Origin of the sequence: Aminobacter sp. LjRoot7 (assembly GCF_964252895.1) — a bacterium.
GTDB lineage: Bacteria > Pseudomonadota > Alphaproteobacteria > Rhizobiales > Rhizobiaceae > Aminobacter > Aminobacter aminovorans_B.
Map to the genome: position 1 here is coordinate 20,479 of NZ_CAXUPX020000012.1, position 18,914 is coordinate 39,392.

Annotated in this window: 15 protein-coding genes; 10 read left to right on the top strand and 5 right to left on the bottom strand. The window is 65.1% G+C overall.

All coding sequences use genetic code 11. The features are described from left to right. Position 1: 1 nt before the first annotated feature. Positions 2–2,230, bottom strand: a complete 2,229-nt coding sequence (locus ACSQ3E_RS26085; protein ID WP_436124882.1) for a hypothetical protein — start codon at positions 2,228–2,230, stop codon at positions 2–4. Between the two features lie 100 nt (positions 2,231–2,330). Continuing rightward, positions 2,331–3,170 carry a DMT family transporter gene (locus tag ACSQ3E_RS26090; protein ID WP_310327330.1) on the bottom strand — a complete coding sequence of 280 codons (840 nt, stop codon included), beginning with the start codon at positions 3,168–3,170 and terminating at the stop codon, positions 2,331–2,333. A gap of 211 nt (positions 3,171–3,381) precedes the next feature. On the opposite strand from ACSQ3E_RS26090, the gene ACSQ3E_RS26095 reads away from it, so the two are divergent. The 8 genes from ACSQ3E_RS26095 (at position 3,382) to ACSQ3E_RS26130 (ending at position 12,264) form a co-directional block, all read left to right on the top strand. Further along, positions 3,382–4,407, top strand: coding sequence for an ABC transporter substrate-binding protein (locus ACSQ3E_RS26095; protein ID WP_436124883.1), 1,026 nt, complete (start codon positions 3,382–3,384; stop codon positions 4,405–4,407). A gap of 83 nt (positions 4,408–4,490) precedes the next feature. Beyond that, positions 4,491–5,990, top strand: a complete 1,500-nt coding sequence (locus ACSQ3E_RS26100) for a sugar ABC transporter ATP-binding protein (protein ID WP_436124884.1) — start codon at positions 4,491–4,493, stop codon at positions 5,988–5,990. Then, positions 5,990–6,976: an ABC transporter permease gene (locus ACSQ3E_RS26105; RefSeq protein WP_436124885.1), complete on the top strand. Its 987-nt coding sequence runs from the start codon at positions 5,990–5,992 to the stop codon at positions 6,974–6,976. The genes ACSQ3E_RS26100 and ACSQ3E_RS26105 overlap by 1 nt, the downstream gene beginning before the upstream one ends. Next, positions 6,973–7,962, top strand: a complete 990-nt coding sequence (locus ACSQ3E_RS26110) for an ABC transporter permease (RefSeq protein ID WP_436124886.1) — start codon at positions 6,973–6,975, stop codon at positions 7,960–7,962. The genes ACSQ3E_RS26105 and ACSQ3E_RS26110 overlap by 4 nt, the downstream gene beginning before the upstream one ends. After that, a complete protein-coding gene (locus ACSQ3E_RS26115) occupies positions 7,959–8,975 on the top strand; it encodes a LacI family DNA-binding transcriptional regulator (RefSeq protein WP_436124887.1) in 1,017 nt (338 codons plus the stop codon). Before ACSQ3E_RS26110 ends, ACSQ3E_RS26115 begins: the two co-directional genes overlap by 4 nt. A gap of 21 nt (positions 8,976–8,996) precedes the next feature. Next, the gene (locus tag ACSQ3E_RS26120; RefSeq protein WP_436124888.1) at positions 8,997–10,241 is read left to right on the top strand and encodes a Gfo/Idh/MocA family protein; all 1,245 of its coding nucleotides are present in this window, start codon (positions 8,997–8,999) and stop codon (positions 10,239–10,241) included. A 57-nt stretch (positions 10,242–10,298) separates the two neighbouring features. Beyond that, complete coding sequence (locus tag ACSQ3E_RS26125) at positions 10,299–11,207, top strand: carbohydrate kinase family protein (protein WP_436124889.1); 909 nt, start codon at positions 10,299–10,301, stop codon at positions 11,205–11,207. 181 nt (positions 11,208–11,388) lie between these two features. Then, a complete protein-coding gene (locus ACSQ3E_RS26130) occupies positions 11,389–12,264 on the top strand; it encodes a DUF2189 domain-containing protein (protein ID WP_436124890.1) in 876 nt (291 codons plus the stop codon). A gap of 116 nt (positions 12,265–12,380) precedes the next feature. On the opposite strand, the gene ACSQ3E_RS26135 is transcribed toward ACSQ3E_RS26130, so the two are convergent. Together ACSQ3E_RS26135 and ACSQ3E_RS26140 are read right to left on the bottom strand one after the other, a co-directional pair. Then, positions 12,381–13,670, bottom strand: a complete 1,290-nt coding sequence (locus ACSQ3E_RS26135; RefSeq protein ID WP_436124891.1) for an RNA polymerase sigma factor — start codon at positions 13,668–13,670, stop codon at positions 12,381–12,383. After that, positions 13,667–14,041, bottom strand: a complete 375-nt coding sequence (locus tag ACSQ3E_RS26140) for a YciI family protein (protein WP_436124987.1) — start codon at positions 14,039–14,041, stop codon at positions 13,667–13,669. The genes ACSQ3E_RS26135 and ACSQ3E_RS26140 overlap by 4 nt, the downstream gene beginning before the upstream one ends. Before the next feature lie 187 nt (positions 14,042–14,228). Between ACSQ3E_RS26140 and ACSQ3E_RS26145 the strand changes: the two genes are divergently transcribed. Next, a complete protein-coding gene (locus ACSQ3E_RS26145) occupies positions 14,229–15,506 on the top strand; it encodes a 4-aminobutyrate--2-oxoglutarate transaminase (protein WP_436124892.1) in 1,278 nt (425 codons plus the stop codon). Between the two features lie 239 nt (positions 15,507–15,745). Here the strand turns inward: ACSQ3E_RS26145 and ACSQ3E_RS26150 are convergent, their stop codons facing one another. Continuing rightward, positions 15,746–16,978 (bottom strand): NAD(P)/FAD-dependent oxidoreductase, encoded by a 1,233-nt coding sequence (locus ACSQ3E_RS26150; RefSeq protein ID WP_436124893.1) that lies wholly within the window; start codon positions 16,976–16,978, stop codon positions 15,746–15,748. Positions 16,979–17,606: 628 nt separating this feature from the next. Between ACSQ3E_RS26150 and ACSQ3E_RS26155 the strand changes: the two genes are divergently transcribed. After that, positions 17,607–18,911, top strand: a complete 1,305-nt coding sequence (locus tag ACSQ3E_RS26155; RefSeq protein WP_436124894.1) for an imelysin family protein — start codon at positions 17,607–17,609, stop codon at positions 18,909–18,911. The last annotated feature ends 3 nt before the right edge of the window (positions 18,912–18,914 follow it).

Consider the following 18,914-nt stretch of genomic DNA (forward strand, 5'->3'; position numbering starts at 1 on the left):
CTCACGGTTCGCAGCTGACTTGGGGCGTTGCAAGCGGCACCACCACTTTGCAGCAAGGGTAGTAGCCACCCTTGTCGGCGTCGGACTGCTTGTAGAAGCACAGACCGACATTGACAGTGTCGCCGGGGAAGTGGCCCGTCACCCCGATGGTGAACGGCGCACCTGCCGGCTTGCTCTGCTGAAGCGGTGTGATGCCAACGCCCGGCGTCCTGGAATCGGCCTTGACGGAATCGCCGCCGATACCCGCAACGTCACGGACATAGAGATCGGCCTCGAGCCCGGCCGGGGTGCAGAAATACTCGACCGCCTCGACGTCGAGGCAGGGCGGGATGTTGCCGGGCGGCGGGAAGTCCGGCGGCCACAGCGGCGTCGGATAGTCGCCCGGATAAGGGATCTGCTCGTAATAGCCGGCGCGGCCCTCGCATGGCCGCCATATCTCGACGTCGCCGACATGGCCCTCGACCTCGGGGTCTTCATAGAAGCTGTCGAAGTCGACGAACCACGAGCCGAACGGTGGAACGTTCGCCGGCTTCACAAGTGAGGTCGAGGTGATCTGCACGCCATGGACGGCGAGCGGACCGCCAGCTGCGAGCTGCTCGGCCAGTGCCGGATTGTCCCGCAGCTTGTCGCCTGTCTTGACGATGGTGTCGGTGCAGGCATTGGGGTTGATGAAGCCCTGCGCGTCATAGCCATATTGCAGGTCGATGCCGCCGGCCGACTGGCGATTGCCTTCGGGAAAACCGACGGCATATTCCTGCGGCACCGGCACCCAGATGCTCTCGGTCGCCGGATCGTCAGGGCTTTCGCGCCAGTAACGGATGACCTCGCCATCGCCCGTATCGGCGAACTGGCTGTAGTCGAAGCGGTTCTCGATCTCGCCGCGCTGGGCCAGATACATGAAGCCCTTGTTGTCGAAGGCGATGTCGGTGACCGGCAGGTCCTTGTCGGCCTCAACCGTCAGCTCCCAGCGCGGGTCGCCGGCGAACTTGCCGTCGCGGGCGATGCCGACCGACCAGATTTCGGCCTTGTCGCCGACCGCGTAGTAGACGCGGCCGCCGTGGAAGGCTGTGCCCCAGACGCGACGTTCATCCTGGGTATAGCCCCAGGTGCCGGGGTCCTCGCTGTCGAAGGCAACACCTTCTATGTCCATCACCGCACCGTCGTCGGCAGTGGGTGCCAGCCCGCGTACCGGGCGCCCCGTCACACCGTGGTCGAAGGTGTCGACCAGGGCGCCCGTTGCGTCGATGCGGTGGATCAGGCCGGTGTCGAGATCGGAGGCGAAGAACTGGCGATGAACCTTGTCGAAGGTGACGTCGCCAATGCCGGGACCACTGTTGGTGTCGATGTCGGCGAACTTGGTGACGGCACCCGAAATGCCGTCGATCCGCCAGATCGTGCCGGGTCCACCGCCATTCTCATCGCCGAACTGTCCGGCCATGAAGATGGCACCGGCCTTGCCGCGTCGCTCGCGCTCGGGGCGCCCATCGTCGTCGGCATCGGGCGTGACGATGCGGATGCCGTGTAGCGAAGTCGCGCCCGCGTAAAGATCGGGCACACCAGACGGGGTGCCGTCGCGGACGCCGTCGTCATAGGTCAGCGCGAAGACCTGGCCGATCTGGCTGGCCAGGACCTCGAAGGGCTGCGGCGTGTTGACGAGTTGTCCCGTTGGCGGACCACCGAGAGCCGAAACGTCAAAAACGCGCAAGGTTGCGCGCTCGGTGTCGATGAAGGTTTCGTCGACCGGATCGACGCCGGGCGGCAGCCCTTCCTCGAACCCCGGGATCACGGTTCCGGAAAAGCCGGTAACCGCCATCGATCCGGGATTGATGATGTGGGTTTCCTGGGCCTGTGCCGGTGGCGCGAGCCAGAGGCTTGCGGCAACCGCCAAGGCCATCATGCCGGCGTTGAAGGCGAGTGCTTTCAGGCGGGCACCTGACGGCTCGAATGGCCGCGCACGCGCACCGGAACCACCACGAAAGCACGGCATGGCACCTCTCCCGAGTTGTGTGGAAGAAGGTGCTGGAGCGCAAGCAAGTGCAAAGCGCTGATACCCGGCACTTTCCTCCCTTGCAGTCCTTAGAATGTCCCTCGGAGCGACGATACGCCGGGGCTTACCTAGGGTCAATGGAACAAGCCCGAAGCCCAACGCGTCCACCCTCTCCCTGAGGCGGTGGTCGCGCCGTGCTCCGGGTGCTCGCGGTGACCCGCAACACCTGGTGTCTGTGGTCATTGGCTTCTTTCCTTTGCTGACGCCGCATCATGCGGGGCCTGCGCTGGGTCGCGGCCGAGCAGGGAAAGGTTCACGCGAGATGAGGCAGGGAACAACGATTTCAGCCGGGACGGCGTGACGTAATCGCCAGTGCGACACCCGACAGGATGCAGATGCTGGCAAGCAGCAGCCGCGCGGACAAAACTTCGGACAGGAACACCGTGGCGCCCACGGCGGCAATGACCGGAACAGTCAGCTGGACAACAGCGGCTTGGGTGGGCGTGAGGCCGGGCAAGGCGCGATACCAGATCGCATAACCCAGCCCGGAAGCGGCTACGCCCGAGGCAACTGCAAGGGCAATGCCCCGTGACGTGATGCCAGCGCCGAAGGTGGGCAGCAGAGCGAGCGGGATGCAAATCAATCCGGCGCGCAGGAAATTGCCAGCGGTGTCGCCAAGGGGACTCGCCGAGCCTCGGCCACGCAGCGAATAGATACCCCAGGCGATGCCCGAGACCACCATCAGCACGCTGCCGACCGGGTCCGGCGCGTTGAGGCCGGGCAGCACGAGATAGAGGAACGCCGCAAAAGCGACGACCAACCCGGCAAGCTCGCGCACGGTTGGCCGGTTTCGTCGGACAATGCCCCAGAAGATCATGGTGCCTTGAACGGAGGCGAAAAGCACAAGCGCCCCCACCGCCGCCCCGAGGCGGAGATAGGCGAGCGAAAATGCCAATGCATAGGCAAACAGGGCAGCAGCCGACGGCCAGTTGCCCGGTGGTGTTCGAAAAATACCGCGTCCACGCTGCCAGGAGATCAGCAGCATCAACGCCACTGCACCGGAGCACAGCCGGACGGCAGTGTAGGCAGCCGCATCGATAGCTGAACCATCGAGGGCTGAACGCGCCAGCAGCGAGTTGGCAGCGAAAGCGATCATCGCCAGGACCGTCAGCAGAATGGTCACCGAACGGACCTCGTCTGTTTAATAGCGACTGCTTTGTGCTGCTGGACCCGCTGACGGGCCAGCGGTGCCAGCGTAACACGCCGGGAGCAGCCAGTCGCGGCCCGCGCCTGGACATTACCCCGCCAAAACAACGGAAAATGGCGATTGAAATCGATTACATTTTCAGCTTATGATCCCTTGCAGCAGTTTTTCTGTGCATCGGGAGGAGTTCATGAGGAAATTTTCAGCACTGGCGCTCACCACCGTCGCGGCACTGGCCGTGTCGGCGTTTTCGACCCAGGCGGCCGACTACAAGATCGGCCTGTCCAACGGCTGGGTCGGCTCGGAGTGGCGCACGCAGATGATCGAGGAAGCCCAGGCCGCAGCAGCTGCCTGGAAGGACAAGGGCGTCAATGTCGAGGTCGTGGTGCAGAGCGCCAATGTCGATGTGCCCGGCCAGATCGCGCATGTCCGCAACTTCATCAGTGAAGGCGTCAACGCCATCATCATCAACCCGAACAGCCCGACGGCCTTCGACCCGGTCTTCGCTCAGGCCAAGGAAGCCGGCATCCTGGTGATCTCGACCGACGCCGAAGTGTCGTCGCCTGACGCCACCTATGTCGGCATCGACCAGAAGGCATGGGGTGCAGCCGGCGCCAAGTGGCTCGCCGAAACGCTCGGCGGCAAGGGCAATGTCGTTGCCATCAACGGTGTCGCCGGCCACCCGGCCAACGAGATGCGCGTCGCCGGCTACAAGGAAGTGTTCGGCCAGTATCCCGACATCAAGATCGTCAACGAAGTGAACGCCAACTGGGATCAGGCCCAGGGCCAGCAGGCGATGCAGAACCTGCTCGCCACCTACCCCGACATCAACGGCGTCTGGGTGCAGGACGGCATGGCTGCGGGCGCCTGGAAGTCGATCATCGACGCCAAGAAAGAATCGTCGATCGCCGCCACCGGCGAGATCCGCAAGGACTTCATCGACATCTGGACCAAGGACAAGCTGAACTCGGGCGCTTCGGTGAACCCGCCCGGCGTCATGGCTTCGGCGCTCAACGTCGCCGTGCTGATGCTGCAGGGCAAGGAACTGAAGGAGCCGGCAACGGCTGGCCAGTACAAGAACGCCATGTACCTGCCGATCCCGTTCATCGACAGCAAGAACCTCGCTGACGCTGCGAAGGCGATCGAGGGTAAGCCTGGCTACTACTCGTACACCAGCCAGCTTTCGATCGCAGACGCCGAGGCGCTGTTCAAGTAAGCTTCCTCCCAAGACGGGGGACGCGGCACCTGTCCTGCAGGCCCGCGTCCCCGCGACCGACGAAGCACCGGGAAGCCACCACCATGTCGAAACTCATCATGCGCGGCGTAAGCAAGGCTTACGGCGCCACCCTGGCCTTGCGCCGTGGCGACCTCACCGTCGAAGCCGGCGAAGTGCATGTGCTGATCGGCTCGAACGGCTCGGGCAAGAGCACCCTGTGCAAGGTCCTGGCCGGCAGCGTGCGGCCTGACGGCGGCGAGATCCTGATCGACGGCAAGCCGGTCACCATCACCGGCCCGCATGCGGCACGCGCCGCTGGCATCGGCATCTTCTACCAGGAGCTCAGCCTCGCCGGGCATCGCACGGTGGCGGAAAACATCTGCCTGCCCGACATGCCGGGCGGCATCTTCGTCGACCGCGCCGCACTAGAGAGCCGGGCTCAGCGCTACATCGCTTTGTTCGACACCGTGTCGGGAGAAGGTTTCTCGGCCGAGGCAGTGGTAGAGAACCTGCGCGCCGACCAGCGCCAGCTTGTCGAGATCATGAAGGCGCTGGCGACCGAAGCCCCCATCACCATCTTCGACGAACCGACCTCGGCGCTCGACCGAGCCCAGGTCGACCGCTTCTTCGACATCCTGCGCGGCCTCAAGGCCGAGGGCCGCAGCATCATCTTCATCTCGCACCGCATGGACGAAATCTTCGCCATCGGCGACCGCGTCACCGTCATTCGTGACGGCGAGACTGTCGGCACCGAAAACATCGCCGACACCAATCCCGCCCAGGTGATCCGGCTGATGGTCGGCGGCCAGGACGAGCTCGCGCCCGGCGCCAGCGCACCGCCCGCGGAGGCCGCGGACCGCAAGGCGCCGGTGCTGACTGTCGCCAATTTCTCCGGCAAGGGTTTCGCCAATGTCGGCTTCGAGGTCGCCAAAGGCGAGATCCTCGGTTTCGGCGGCCTGCATGGCCAGGGACAGTCGGCGGTGCTGCGCGCCATCTTCGGCGCCAACCCCTCGAATGGCGGCTCGCTCGCGCTTTCGGGTTCGTCCTTCACCCCGTCCGACCCGCGCGCAGCAATCCGGCGCGGCCTTGCCTATGTCTCCGGCGACCGCAGCCGCGACGGCGTGATCCAGGGCCGGCCGATCCTCGAGAACGTCACGCCGATCCATTATCTCCGGCAGAAGCTGTTCCTCGCCCGGCCTTCGGCGCTGGCCGAGCGGGTCAAGCCGGCACTGGAGGCGCTGCACACCAAGTTTGCCGGGCTCAGCCACCCGATCAATTCGCTGTCGGGCGGCAACCAGCAGAAGATCGTCATCGCGCGCTGGCTGATCGACCGCCCCGACGTGCTGTTGCTGGACGACCCGACCAAGGGTATCGATCTTTCCGCGAAGGCGGATCTGTTCGCGCTGATCCGCAAGCTCGCCGCCGAGGGCATGGGCATCGTGCTCTACTCCTCGGAAGACGCTGAGCTGCTCAACAATGCCGACCGCATCCTCGTCTTCAATGGCGGTGCGGTGCGGCGCGAACTCACCGGCGCGGACAGAACGCGCTACAATCTCTACCAGGCAGCTTACGAGGCCGCGTGATGACAGCCGCGACCCTTCCTTCCAGCAAGCCGGGCGGGCTCAAGCGCCTCGTCGAGCGCTACCCGTTCCTGCCGGCGCTGGTCATCGCCATCGTCTTGCTTGCGCTCAACGGCCTTTACCAACCGCGCAGTGTCAGCTTTGCCGGCATCACCGGTCTGACCAAGACCTATCTCGCGCTGATGATGCTCGCCATCGCCCAGACCTATGTCGTCTATGCCGGCGACATCGATCTTTCCGCCGGCGCCATCGTCTCGCTGGTAAATGTCGTCATCGTGGTGACGATGGAGAAGCTGGGCGGCAGCGGCTTCTCGGTGGTGGCGGCACTCGGCATCGGGCTTTTCGTCGGCCTCGCCTGCGGCGTCATCAATGGCATCGTGGTTGCGGCGCTCCGGCTGCAGGCGATCGTCGCCACCTTCGCCACCTCGATCTTTTTCACCGGGCTGGCGCTCTACGTCATGCCGGTGGCCGGCACGCCGGCGCCCGCCGCCTTCTGGCGCACCTATGGCGGCCGCTTCTTCGAAATCCCGTTTGTCTATTTCGCCGTGGTTCTGCTGGCCATCGTGCTCTACGTGCTCGCCCGCACCAGGCTCGCAACCCAGCTGCTCGCAGTCGGCGACGATGCGCAGGCGGCCTACCAGAGCGGCCTGCCGGTGACCAAGATCCGCATCCAGGGCTACGCGCTGTGCGGCCTGTTCGCAGCCCTCGCCGCCTTCTGCATTACTGGCGACACCGCCAGCGGCGACCCGCTCGTCGGCGGCAAGATGACCCTGTTCTCGGTGGCAGCCGTGGTGCTCGGCGGCAGCGCGCTGTCGGGCGGCTTCGGCACCGTCGTCGGCTCGATCATCGGCGCGCTGATCATCGGCCTGATCAACTCGCTGGTGTTCTTCGTCGGCACGCCGTCGGAATGGCAGAACCTGGTCCAGGGCCTCGCCATCCTTGTCGCGCTGATGGCAGGCATCCTCGTTGGCCGGAGGGCACGCGCATGAGCGCCACCACGCAAACGCAAGCGGCAGTCCCCTCGCCGGTGCTGGCCTTCCTCAAGCAGCCGCTGGTCGTGGCGCTGATCCTCATCGCCGCGCTTTTGCTGCTCGGCGAGGCGCTGTCGCCCGGCTTCGCCTCGGGCCAGCAGATCCTGCGCCTGCTCATCGTCGCCGCTCTGCTCGGCATCGTCGCAGCGGGCCAGAACCTGGTCATCCTCGGCGGCCGCGAAGGCATCGACCTGTCGGTAGGCGGTGTCGTTTCGCTCAGCGCCATCATCGGCGGAAATCTGATGAACGGCGCGGACAGCGGCATCTTGTCGGCGATCCTCGGCTGCATCGCCGCCGGTGCCGTGATCGGCCTGTTCAATGGCCTCGGCGTCACGCTGCTGCGCATCCCGCCGCTGGTGATGACGCTCGGCATGCTGGGCGTCCTGCAGGGCCTTCTCGTCGTCATCCGCAACGGCATCCCGTCGGGACGCGCCGCACCCGGCCTGTCGCAGTTCGTCACCCAGCCCTTCCTGTTCGGCCTGCCCGGCATCATCTGGCTGTGGGTGGCGATCGGTCTGCTGATGGCCTTCATGCTCGGCCGCACCGTGTTCGGTCATCGCATCTACGCCATCGGCTCGAACGAGCAGGCAGCCTTCATGGCCGGCGTTCCGGTCAAGCGCACCCGCATCGCGCTGTTCATGCTGTCGGGCGCCTTCGCGGCCGTCGCCGGCATGTGCCTGATCGGCTATTCCGGCTCATCCTTCGCCAATGTCGGCGAGCAGTACATGCTGCCCTCGATCATCGCCGTGGTGTTCGGCGGCACGCCGCTGTCGGGCGGCAAGGGCGGCTACACCGGAACCATGGCGGGTGCGGTGCTGCTTGTGGTGCTGCAAAGCATCCTGACCACAGTTCATATCGACGAATCCGGGCGGCAAATGGTGTTCGGCGCGACCTTGCTGATCCTGATGCTGTTCTACGGCCGTGGCAGGGCGATGCGCGCATGAACGAACGACCCAAGATCAAGGACATCGCCGAGCGGCTGGGCGTTTCTGCCGCCACCGTGTCGCGCGCGCTTTCCGACAGCGGCCTCGTCGCCGAGCCGACGCTGAGCCGCATCCGCGACATGGCGCGCGAGATGAACTACCGGCCCAATGTCAGCGCCCGCAACCTGCGCACGCAAAAGGCGATGGCGGTGCTGATGGTCGTCCGCGACGTCGGCAACCCGTTCTATCTCGAGATCCTCAAGGGCGTCGAAGCCACCGCCCGCGCCGCCGGCTATTCGGTGCTCATGGGCAACACTGAAAACGACTCCGATCGCGAGATCGAGTATTTTGACATGCTGCGCGACGGCCATGCCGACGGCATGATCCTGATGACCGGCAAGCTGCCCGAGCGCGAAGGTTTCGTTGCCTCGGTCGAGGGCGGCGCGCCGATCGTGGTGGCACTGGAAGAAATCCAGGACGCCGGCTTCCCGCATGTGATGATCGACAATGCGGCCGCCGCCCGCAACGCCGTCGAACACCTGATCGGCCTCGGCCACACGCGCATCGCCCATGTCTCCGGCCCGGTGCCCGAGATCATGAGCATCGAGCGCCGCGACGGCTACCGCGCCGCCATGCAGGCCGCGGGCCTCGCCATTCCCGAGGGCTACGAGCAGCGCGGCGACTATCTGCTGCACACCGGCCAGCGCCTGTGTCGGGCGCTGTTCGAACTGCCCGAGCCGCCGACGGCGATCTTCGTCGCCAACGACGAAATGGCCTTCGGCGTGATCCACGAATTGCGCAAGCTCGGCCTCGACGTGCCCGGCCAGGTCTCGGTCGTCGGCTTCGACGACCTGTTCCTCAGCGAGGCCTTTTATCCGCCGCTGACGACAGTCAGCCAGCCGCGCACCGACATCGGCCGCGCCGCCATGACCATGCTGCTCGACCTGCTGTCAGGCGGGCTCGCGCCGCGCAAGCCGGTGATGTTGCCGACCACGCTCAAGGTGCGCGGCACCACGGCGCCTGCGCCGAAATGATTTCAGTCTAGGGGACCTCACATGACCGGATTGCCCAAACAGCGGCTGCGCGTCGGCTTCGTCGGAAGCGGCTTCATCGCGGAATTCCACCTCAAGGGCATGCTCGGCGTGCGCAATGTCGACGTCACGGGCGTGTTCAGCCGCAAGGCCGAGAACCGCGCCCGCTTCGCCAACCGCGTTGCCGAACTCGGCCTCGGCGACTGCACCAGCCATGACAGCCTGGAATCGCTCGTCAATGCCGACAATGTCGACGCGATCTGGATTCTCTCGCCCAACTACACCCGCCTCGACGTTATGCGCACGCTGCATGCCGAGGTGAAGGCCGGGCGCAGCAAGGTGATTGCAGTCGCCTGCGAAAAGCCGCTGGCCCGCACCATCGCCGAAGCACGCGAGATGCTCAGGCTCGCCGAAGACGCCGGGCTCAACCACGGTTATCTCGAGAACCAGGTGTTCTGCACGCCGGTCATCCGCGGCAAGGACATCATCTGGCGCCGCGCCGCCTCGGCCACGGGCCGGCCTTATCTGGCGCGCGCGGCGGAAGAGCATTCCGGCCCGCACGAGCCGTGGTTCTGGCAGGGCGACAAGCAGGGCGGTGGCGTGCTGTCCGACATGATGTGTCACAGCGTCGAGGTGGCCCGCCATTTGCTGACCAAGCCGGGTGCCGCGCGCAAGTCGCTGACCATCAAGCAGGTCAGCGGCACCGTCGCCAACCTCAAATGGACGCGGCCCAACTATGCCGACCAGCTGCGCAAGCGTTTCGGCAGCGATGTCGACTACCGCAACCGCCCGTCGGAGGATTTCGCCCGTGGCACCATCCTGCTCGAGGACGAGGACGGCAACGAGCTGGTCATCGAGGCGACGACCTCCTGGGCCTATGTCGGTGCGGGCCTGCGCATCCAGCTCGAACTGCTCGGGCCGGAATATGCGATGGAGTTCAACTCGCTCAACACCGGGCTCAAGATCTTCATGTCGCGCGAGGTCAAGGGCGAGGAAGGCGAAGACCTGGTCGAAAAGCAGAATGCCGAGCAGGGCCTGATGCCGGTGCTCGAGGACGAAGCCGGCGTCTATGGCTACACCGACGAGAACCGCCACATGGTCGAGTGCTTCCGCAAGGGCGAAACGCCGATGGAAACTTTCCATGACGGCCTCGCCGTTGTCGAGATCCTGATGGGGCTCTACCGCTCGGCGGAGATCGCCGGCTCGGTCAGCTTCCCGGCGCCGGAGCTCGAAAACTACGTGCCGGTGGTCGCCCGCACGGGCGCCTGACCCTCCACCGACCAGATGCGATCGCCAGATGGCGGTACTACCAGCCACAGGCAGTTCATGACAGTTCCGGCCCTGCTCGTTCTCGGCAACGTCAACGTCGACCTCGTGCTCGGCGAGGTCGACGGCTGGCCGGCCGTCGGCACCGAAGTGATGGTCGACCGCTCGGAGATGCGGCCGGGTGGCTCGGCCGGCAACACCGCGCTGGCACTGTCGGGCATGAAGGTGCCGCACCGCATGATCGCCTCCGTCGGCGACGACCCCAACGGCGCGTGGCTGAGCGGACGGTTCGACCAGGCATCGACGGAATGGATCGTCGAGCCCTGCGAAACGACGCTGACCGTAGGTATCGTCCACAAGGGTGGCGACCGGGTGTTCTTCACCACGCCAGGGCATCTGCTGCGTGCCAGTCTCGAAAACCTGATCGAGCGCCTGCCCGAGGCGTCAGGCGAAAACGCCTTCGCGCTGATCTCGGGCGGCTTCCTGATACCTGGCATCGAGGCCGGCACGATCGAGCTTCTGTCGGCACTCGCAGCCAGGGGCTGGCGCACGGCCATCGATCCCGGCTGGCCGCCGGCAGGGTGGACCGAGGGTAACAAGCAACGGATGTTCGAGTGGATATCGGCCGCCGACATCTCGCTGATCAACGCCGAGGAAGCCAAGGGGCTGTCGGGCCAGGACGATCTCGGCGCAGCGGTCGGCCAGCTCGTCGAATGCGTCGGCCCCAGCCACACGCTTGTCGTCAAGGACGGCTCGCAAGGGGCGCACGCCCATGCGGCAGGCGCGCATGTGCATGCGGTGTCTCCAACGGTCGAAGTCATCGACACCGTCGGCGCCGGCGACACCTTCAACGCGGCATTCCTCGCCGCCCTGGCCAAGGGCCGGACCCTCGCCGAGGCGCTCGCCCACGGCACCGACATTGCCGCCCGGGCGATCTCGACCTTCCCGCGCCGCTACTGCGGCAGCTGACAATCCGGGGGCGAGCCGAACCGCCGTGTTAATGACCTTTGCGTGAGCCGCTCAGGGCAACAATCCGCAGGGTCGTCAAATCGCTCGAAGCACGTTATGATTTGCTTAGGTGAAGGTCGCGGTTTGGCGTGACCACTGATGCCAAGCGCGAGCCGCGACCCACCCCAACGGAGGAGTGGTCATGGCAAGTTTCCATGTGTACGCAGGCGCCACCAATACGATCGAACATCCCGCCATTCGGCGGATAACGGTCGCTGATGTGTTCGACGCGCTGCGACGTGGCTTGGACGACTTTTGGGACAAGCCTTCGCATTACGTTTTCCTGTGCCTGATCTACCCGATCGTCGGGGTGTTCCTGATCACATGGACATCGGGCGGCAACGCCCTGCAGCTCATTTTCCCGCTGATGTCCGGCTTTGCCTTGCTTGGCCCGTTCTTCGGCATCGGCCTCTACGAGATCAGCAGAAGACGTGAGCAAGGCCTCGACACGTCATGGAAGCATGCCTTCGATGTCAGGCATTCGCCGGCCATTCCGGCGATGGTGGCTATAGGCATCATGCTGCTAGCGCTCTTCGTTGCCTGGCTCTTTGTCGCGCAGGCGCTCTACAGCTGGCTTTACGGAGCCGACGCCCCGCTGACGATGGCAGCGTTCTTCAACGATCTGTTCACCACGCAGCGCGGCTGGACGCTTATTCTGCTCGGCAATCTGATCGGGTTCGTATTCGCCTTGTTGGTCCTCTGCACCACCGTCGTAGCGTTTCCGCTTCTGCTCGACGCCGACGTCGGTGCCTATGCCGCGATCGAAACCTCGGCACGGGCGGTGCGGGACAACCCGGTGCCGATGCTGCTGTGGGGCCTGATCGTCGCCGTCGCGCTGCTGATCGGGTCGCTGCCATTCCTGGCGGGCCTTGCCGTCGTCATCCCGGTGCTCGGCCATGCGACCTGGCACCTCTATCGTAAGGTCGTGGACGTCCCGGCCGACAAGAAGACGCCGCTGCCTCCGTCTCCTGAAAAGGGGGAAGATAGTCACTTCCCGTACTGGCTTCGCGGGTCCTAACCGAACCTGACGCAACCTTCTCCCTAACCGGGGAGAAGGTTTTCTGCCGCGATGGGTCGAAGTTGCCGACGCGCCACCGACATTGCCGCGTGGATAACTTCGACCTTTCCGCGCGTCTAATGCAGCTGACGGCTTGGCGCCTTGGCATTCGCCTTTGCAGCCGGCGAAGGCGCCGAAAGCCGGTCAAGATGCATGCGGATATGGGCGGCTTCGGCTGCCGTATTGGCCAGCGCGATCGCCCGGTCGAAGGCCTCGCGCGCCTCGTCGGTGCGGCCAAGCTGCATCAGCAGCCCACCCCTGACGCCAAAGAAATGGAAATAGCCCGACAGCTTCGGCGCCAGCGGCTCGATCAGCTTGAGCGCCGCCTCGGGCCCGCGCAGCTTGGCGAAGGCAACCGCACGGTTGAGCGTGACGACAGGCGACGGCGTCATCGATTCCAGCACCGAATAGAGCAAGTCGATCTCGGCCCAGTCGGTGTCCTCGGGCTTGGCGGCACGGGCATGTAGTGCTGCAATCGCCGACTGGATCTGGTAGGGGCCGGGCCGGCGGTGGCGCATCGCCTTGTCGATCAGCGCCAAGCCCTCGTCGATCAGCGCCTTGTTCCACAGCGTGCGGTCCTGGTCGTCCATCAGCACCAGTTCGCCGTTGGCGTCGAAACGGGCGGCGGCGCGGGCATGCTGGAGCAAAAGCAGCGCGGTCAGGCCCATCACCTCCGGCTCGGTCTGGAACAGGCGCAGCAGCAGACGCGCCAGCCTGATCGCTTCCTCGCACAGCGGTGCGCGGTTGGCGATCTCGGTGGCACCGGCGGAATAGCCTTCGTTGAAGACGAGATAGACCATCGCCAGCACGGCCGCGACGCGTTCCGAGCGCTCGACCGGGCCAGGTGCCTCGAACGGCACGTCGGCGTTGGCGATACGCGCCTTGGCGCGGGTGATGCGCTGTTCCATGGCGCTTTCGCCGACAAGGAAGGCGCGGGCGATCTGCTTGACCGACAGGCCGGAGACGATGCGCAGCGCAAGCGCCACCTGCTGCGTCGCCGGCAGGTCGGGATGGCAGCAGATGAACAGCAGGCGCAGGATATCGTCGCGATAGTGCTGGCCGTCGAGCCGCTCGGCGATGTCGGTCTCGGCGTCGTCGAGGTCGGACACCAACTCTTCGGCCGGCAGCGGCGCCTGCTTGCTCTGGCGGCGGGCGGCATCGATGCCGGAATTGCGGCCGACGAAGATCAGCCAGGCGGCCGGATCACGCGGCGGTCCTTTCTCGGGCCATGTGCGCAAGGCGCGCAGGCAGGCCTCCTGGAACGCCTCTTCCGCCGTGTCGAGATTGCGGAAATAGCGAAGCAGGGCCGCCACAGCCTGAGGCCGGGCGGAAGAAAGTGCCGTGTTGATCCAGGCCGGGTCGGTCATGTTGCCTCTTTTCCGGGGAAAAATGCGCCGATCGGGCGCAGTTCGTAAGAGCCGCCGCCAGGATTGGCTTCCGCCAGGTCCTTGGCCACGGCCACGGCATCGTCGAGCGTCTCGCAGTCGACGACGTAAAATCCGAGGAACTGCTCCTTGGTTTCGGCAAAGGGCCCGTCGATGACCAGCGGTTCATCCTTGGTCTTGCGCAAGGTGGTGGCCGCCGTCGTCGGCAGCAGCCGGGCAACAGGCCCGAGCCTGCCCTGGTCGCGCAGCTTGCCGGTGACCACCTGCAGGCGCGCCATCACCTCGTCATCCTGCTCCTTGGACCAGGCGCAGACGACGTCTTCGTTGTTGTAGCAAAGGATGGCGTAGAGCATCTTTTCAGTTCCTTCATGACTAGGACGCGCGAACATGCGCCATTCCGACAGAGCATCTGCGATTTTTTTACTGTCCGCGAGGACCAATGCGTTCGACCAACGTGACGGCTTGTGAAAAACCAGGAGAGGTGCAGATATGACGCCGGTTTGGCGCCCACAAGGTGCCGGCGAGGTTGGAGGACCACCGATGAAAAACGCCGAAATTTCACAGCGCAAGATGCAGACCATCGCCCGCGGCGTCGGCATGACGACGCAGGTCTATGCCGACCGCGCCGAGAACTCCGAGATCTGGGATGTCGAGGGCCGCCGCTACATCGACTTCTCCTCCGGCATCGCCGTGGTCAACACCGGCCACCGCCATCCGCGCGTCATCGAGGCGGTCAAGGCACAGCTCGACCGCTTCACCCACACCTGCCACCAGGTGGTGCCTTATGAGAGCTATGTCCGGCTCGGCGAAAGGCTGAACGCGATCGCGCCGATGAAGGGCGACAAACGCACCATCTTCGTCACAACGGGCGCGGAAGCGGTCGAAAACGCCATCAAGATCGCCCGCAACGCCACCGGCCGCCAGGCCGTCATCGCCTTTGCCGGCGGCTTCCACGGCCGCACCTTCATGGGCATGGCGCTGACCGGCAAGGTGCAGCCCTACAAGGCAGGTTTCGGCGCCATGCCGGGCGACGTGTTCCATGCGCCCTTCCCCGTGCCCCTGCACGGCGTGACCACGGCCGACGCGCTGGCAGCACTCGACCGGCTGTTCAAGGCCGACGTCGACCCGGCCCGGGTGGCTGCCATCATCATCGAGCCTGTGCAAGGCGAAGGCGGTTTCTACGAGGTGCCGCGCGAGTTCATGACGGCGCTGCGCAAGATTTGCGACCAGCACGGCATGCTGCTCATCGCCGATGAAGTGCAGACCGGCTTTGCCCGCACCGGCAAGATGTTCGCCATGGACCATCACGAGGTCGCCCCCGATTTGATGACGATGGCAAAAAGCCTTGCCGGCGGCTTCCCGCTCGCCGCCGTCACCGGCCGGGCCGAGCTGATGGACGCGCCCAATCCGGGCGGCCTCGGCGGCACCTATGGCGGCAGCCCGATCGGTGTCGCCGCAGCACATGCCGTGCTCGACGTCATCGAGGACGAGAAGCTCTGCGACCGCGCCAACCAGCTCGGCGCGCGGCTCAAGCAGCGGCTGGAATCGCTGCGCGACGACGTGCCTGAAATCGCCGACATCCGCGGCCTGGGCTTCATGAACGCTGTCGAGTTCAACGACGCGAAGACCAAGCTGCCCTCGGCCGACTTCGCCAATGCCGTCAGGCTCAAGGCGCTCGACAAGGGCCTGATCCTGCTCACCTGCGGCGTCCACGGCAACGTCATCCGCTTCCTGGCGCCGATCACCATCCAGGACGAGGTCCTGACCGAAGCGCTCGATATCCTCGAGGCGTCGATCCGGGAAGTGCGGACGGGGTAAGGAGCCAACTCGCTCAGTTCATCGCGGGCAGACTCGGGGACGGAAGCAAGAACCTAAGACGCGCGCCGCAGTAGCCCTCATGGTGAGCCTGTCGAACCACGAGGGCGCTAGGCGCGCCAAGTCCTACACGTCCCAAAACCTATGGTCCGACAGGCTCACCATGAGGTTTTGGGAGCGCCTGCGGCTCGCCCCGATGGGCAGGGGACGAGGGGCAGTGCCAACGTTGGCCGACAGCCGAACTACCCCGCCGGCAACGCCGCCAGTGCCGCCTTCAGCGCATCAGTGCCACCCGCCACCTGCTCCGGCGTCGGTGAGAAGCGGAGACCTAGCATCTTGCGGCCGAGCATGTGGTCGGCCGGTCGGTTGACGGATTCGATGGCGACGAGACGGTCGCCGATGAAATGATACACCGAGAAGCGGTTTTCGGCCGGGTCGCCCGACAGGATCTGGCGGCCGCTGCCCATGGTCAGGCCGACCATCTGCAGCTTCATGTCGCCGATGTCGGACCAGAACCACGGCACGGCAGTGTAGTCGCCGGGGTGGCCAATGATCGTGCGGGCGGCGAGCTTGGCCTGGTCGGTGGCGTTCTGCACGGATTCCAGCCGCACATCGCCGCCGGTCTGCCAGTGGCGGTAGCTGGCATTGTCACCGATGGCGAGAATGTCGACCACCGAGCTGCGCATCGCGGTGTCGACGCGAATGCCGTTGGCGATCGTCAACCCAGCCGTCTCGGCCAGCTCGACATTGGGCACGACGCCGATGCCGGTGATCACCATCTTCGCCGGTAGGTGTTCGCCAGCCGAAGTCAGCACGCCCGAGACATGGCCGCCCTCGCCTTCAATGCGCTTGATGGTGGTCTTGAGCAGGATGCGGACGCCTGCCGCCCTCAGGCGCTGGCGCACATGTTCGGCGATCAGCGGTGCCACAGCGCGGCCGAGCAAGCGGTCGAGTGCTTCGATCACCGTCACCTTGCGGCCGCCGGCGGCCAGCGTGGCTGCGATCTCCAGGCCGATGAAGCCGCCGCCAATGACGACGACCTCCTCGCAGGCCGCACTTTGTTCGCGGATCAGCCGGGCATCGGCCACCGAGCGCAAAGACAGCACGCCAGCGAGATCGGCGCCCGGCAGCGGCAGGGCGCGCGGGCGCGAGCCGGTGGCAAGGATCAAATGGTCATAAGCAAGGTCGTCGCCGCCGGCGAGTTCGAGCCGGCGCGCGGCGGCATCGATGCGTTCGACCAGCGTTCCGGGCCGGAAGTCGATTGTGTGGCCGGTGTAGAAGACCTCGCCGCGCAAGGGCTGCGGCTGGGCGGCGGCATCCTTGATGAAGGTCTTGGACAGCGGCGGCTTGTGATAGGGCAGCTCCTTCTCGTCGCCGAGCAGGATGACCGGGCCATCATAACCCTCCTCGCGAAGGCTGGCTGCAGCCTGCACGCCGGCATGGCCGGCCCCGACAATCACCACACCGTTCTTCATGCTCGCCTCTGCAACACCGGAAACCTCTACCGAAATGACCGCTAGGGGCTCCCGCCGCAAGGGGTCATGACGTGATTTCATGGCCGACAGGCAGGATTTCATGGCCGACAGGCGGGCAGGATCGTGCCATGCTCGGCGCCCTGATCATCCCGCGTCGCGGCGCTACCTGATGTCGCAGCGGGTGCCAGGTTCTTCTCGCCAGGTCCCGCGCCATGTCTCGACAAATCAACGGCTTGGCCTGAAGAAGCGCTGCTGTAAACTGGACAGAAACAGTTTAGAATCATTCCAAACTATTGATCCCGCTACGCTTTTAGCCGAAATTGCGTTGACTTTTGACGCCGCTCGGCTTTTATGAAGTCGTGCATTACAGCGCCTGTCTTTGATGTCTGGGCCTTTAACCCTTTCGATTGGAGCTATCTGGGTGCCTGCCTTCGTCGAACCGCGCCATGGCGCGGCTGTTTGCAGCATGGTTGCGCTGTGCCCGAAAAGGGCCTCGAACCCCGCGCATGTCCGAAGCAGGATAACCCTTCAGCTTTCATTCGAGTCCATGCCGCCGATCCAGCAAAATGCTGGCGGAACACGATTTTTCGGCGCTTGCCGGCGCCAACTGGTTCATTGAGGAGAGACCATGCCTGCATCCATCTCGCGCAACCGTCATTACGGCAGGCTCGCCGCCATTGCCGCGACGACTGCGCTGACCGCTGCGATCTTCGTGCTGCCGGCCAAGGCCGCGAGCGACGCCAAGGCCGTCCTCACCACCTATTCCGACATCGCGCTTGCCAAATACGAAGACTCGCTGACCACAGCCAAGGCGCTCGACACAGCCATCGAAGCGCTGATCGCCAAGCCTTCGGATGAGACGCTGAAGGCCGCGCGCGAAGCCTGGAAGGCCGCCCGCATCCCCTACCAGCAGACGGAAGTCTACCGCTTCGGCAATTCCATCGTCGACGACTGGGAAGGCCGCGTGAACGCATGGCCGCTCGACGAAGGCCTGATCGACTATGTCGACAAGGGCTACGGCACCGAATCCGACGAGAATTCGCTCTACACCGCGAATGTCATCGCCAACCCGTCGATCGAGATCAACGGCCAGAAGGTCGACGCCTCCAAGATCACGCCGGAGCTGCTGTCCGGCACGCTGCAGGAAGCCGGCGGCATCGAGGCCAACGTCGCCAGCGGCTACCATGCCATCGAATTCCTGCTCTGGGGCCAGGACCTGAACGGCACCGGACCCGGCGCCGGCAACCGTCCCTACACAGACTATGATACCGCCAACTGCACCGGCGGCAATTGCGACCGCCGCGGCCAGTACCTGAACGCCGCTTCCGACCTGCTGGTTGCCGATCTCGAAGAGATGGTCGGCAACTGGAAGGCTGATGGGGCTGCGCGCAAGGCACTTCTCGACGGCGACGCCAAGGCTGGCATTTCCACCATCCTGACCGGCATGGGCTCGCTGTCCTACGGTGAACTGGCCGGCGAGCGCATGAAGCTCGGCCTTTTGCTGCACGATCCGGAAGAGGAGCACGACTGCTTCTCCGACAACACCCACATCTCGCATCTCTATGACGCCGTCGGCATCCGCAACGCCTATCACGGCAGCTACAAGCGCATCGACGGCTCGACCGTCGAAGGCCCGTCGGTTTCGGATCTGGTCAAGGAAGCGGACGCAGCGCTCGACACCGAACTCAGCGGCAAGCTGGACACGACGGTTGCCAAGATGGAAGCGATCCAGGCGCGCGCCGTCGGCGGCGAGGCCTATGACCAGCAGATCGGCGAAGGCAATGCCGAAGGCAACGCCACGGTGCAGGCTGCCATCGACGCCCTCGTCGACCAGACCAAGTCGATCGAACGCGCCGTTGCCTCGCTCAAGCTCGACGCCATCGCATTCGAGGGTTCGGACAGCCTCGATTCGCCGGACAAGGTCTTCCAGTGAGGG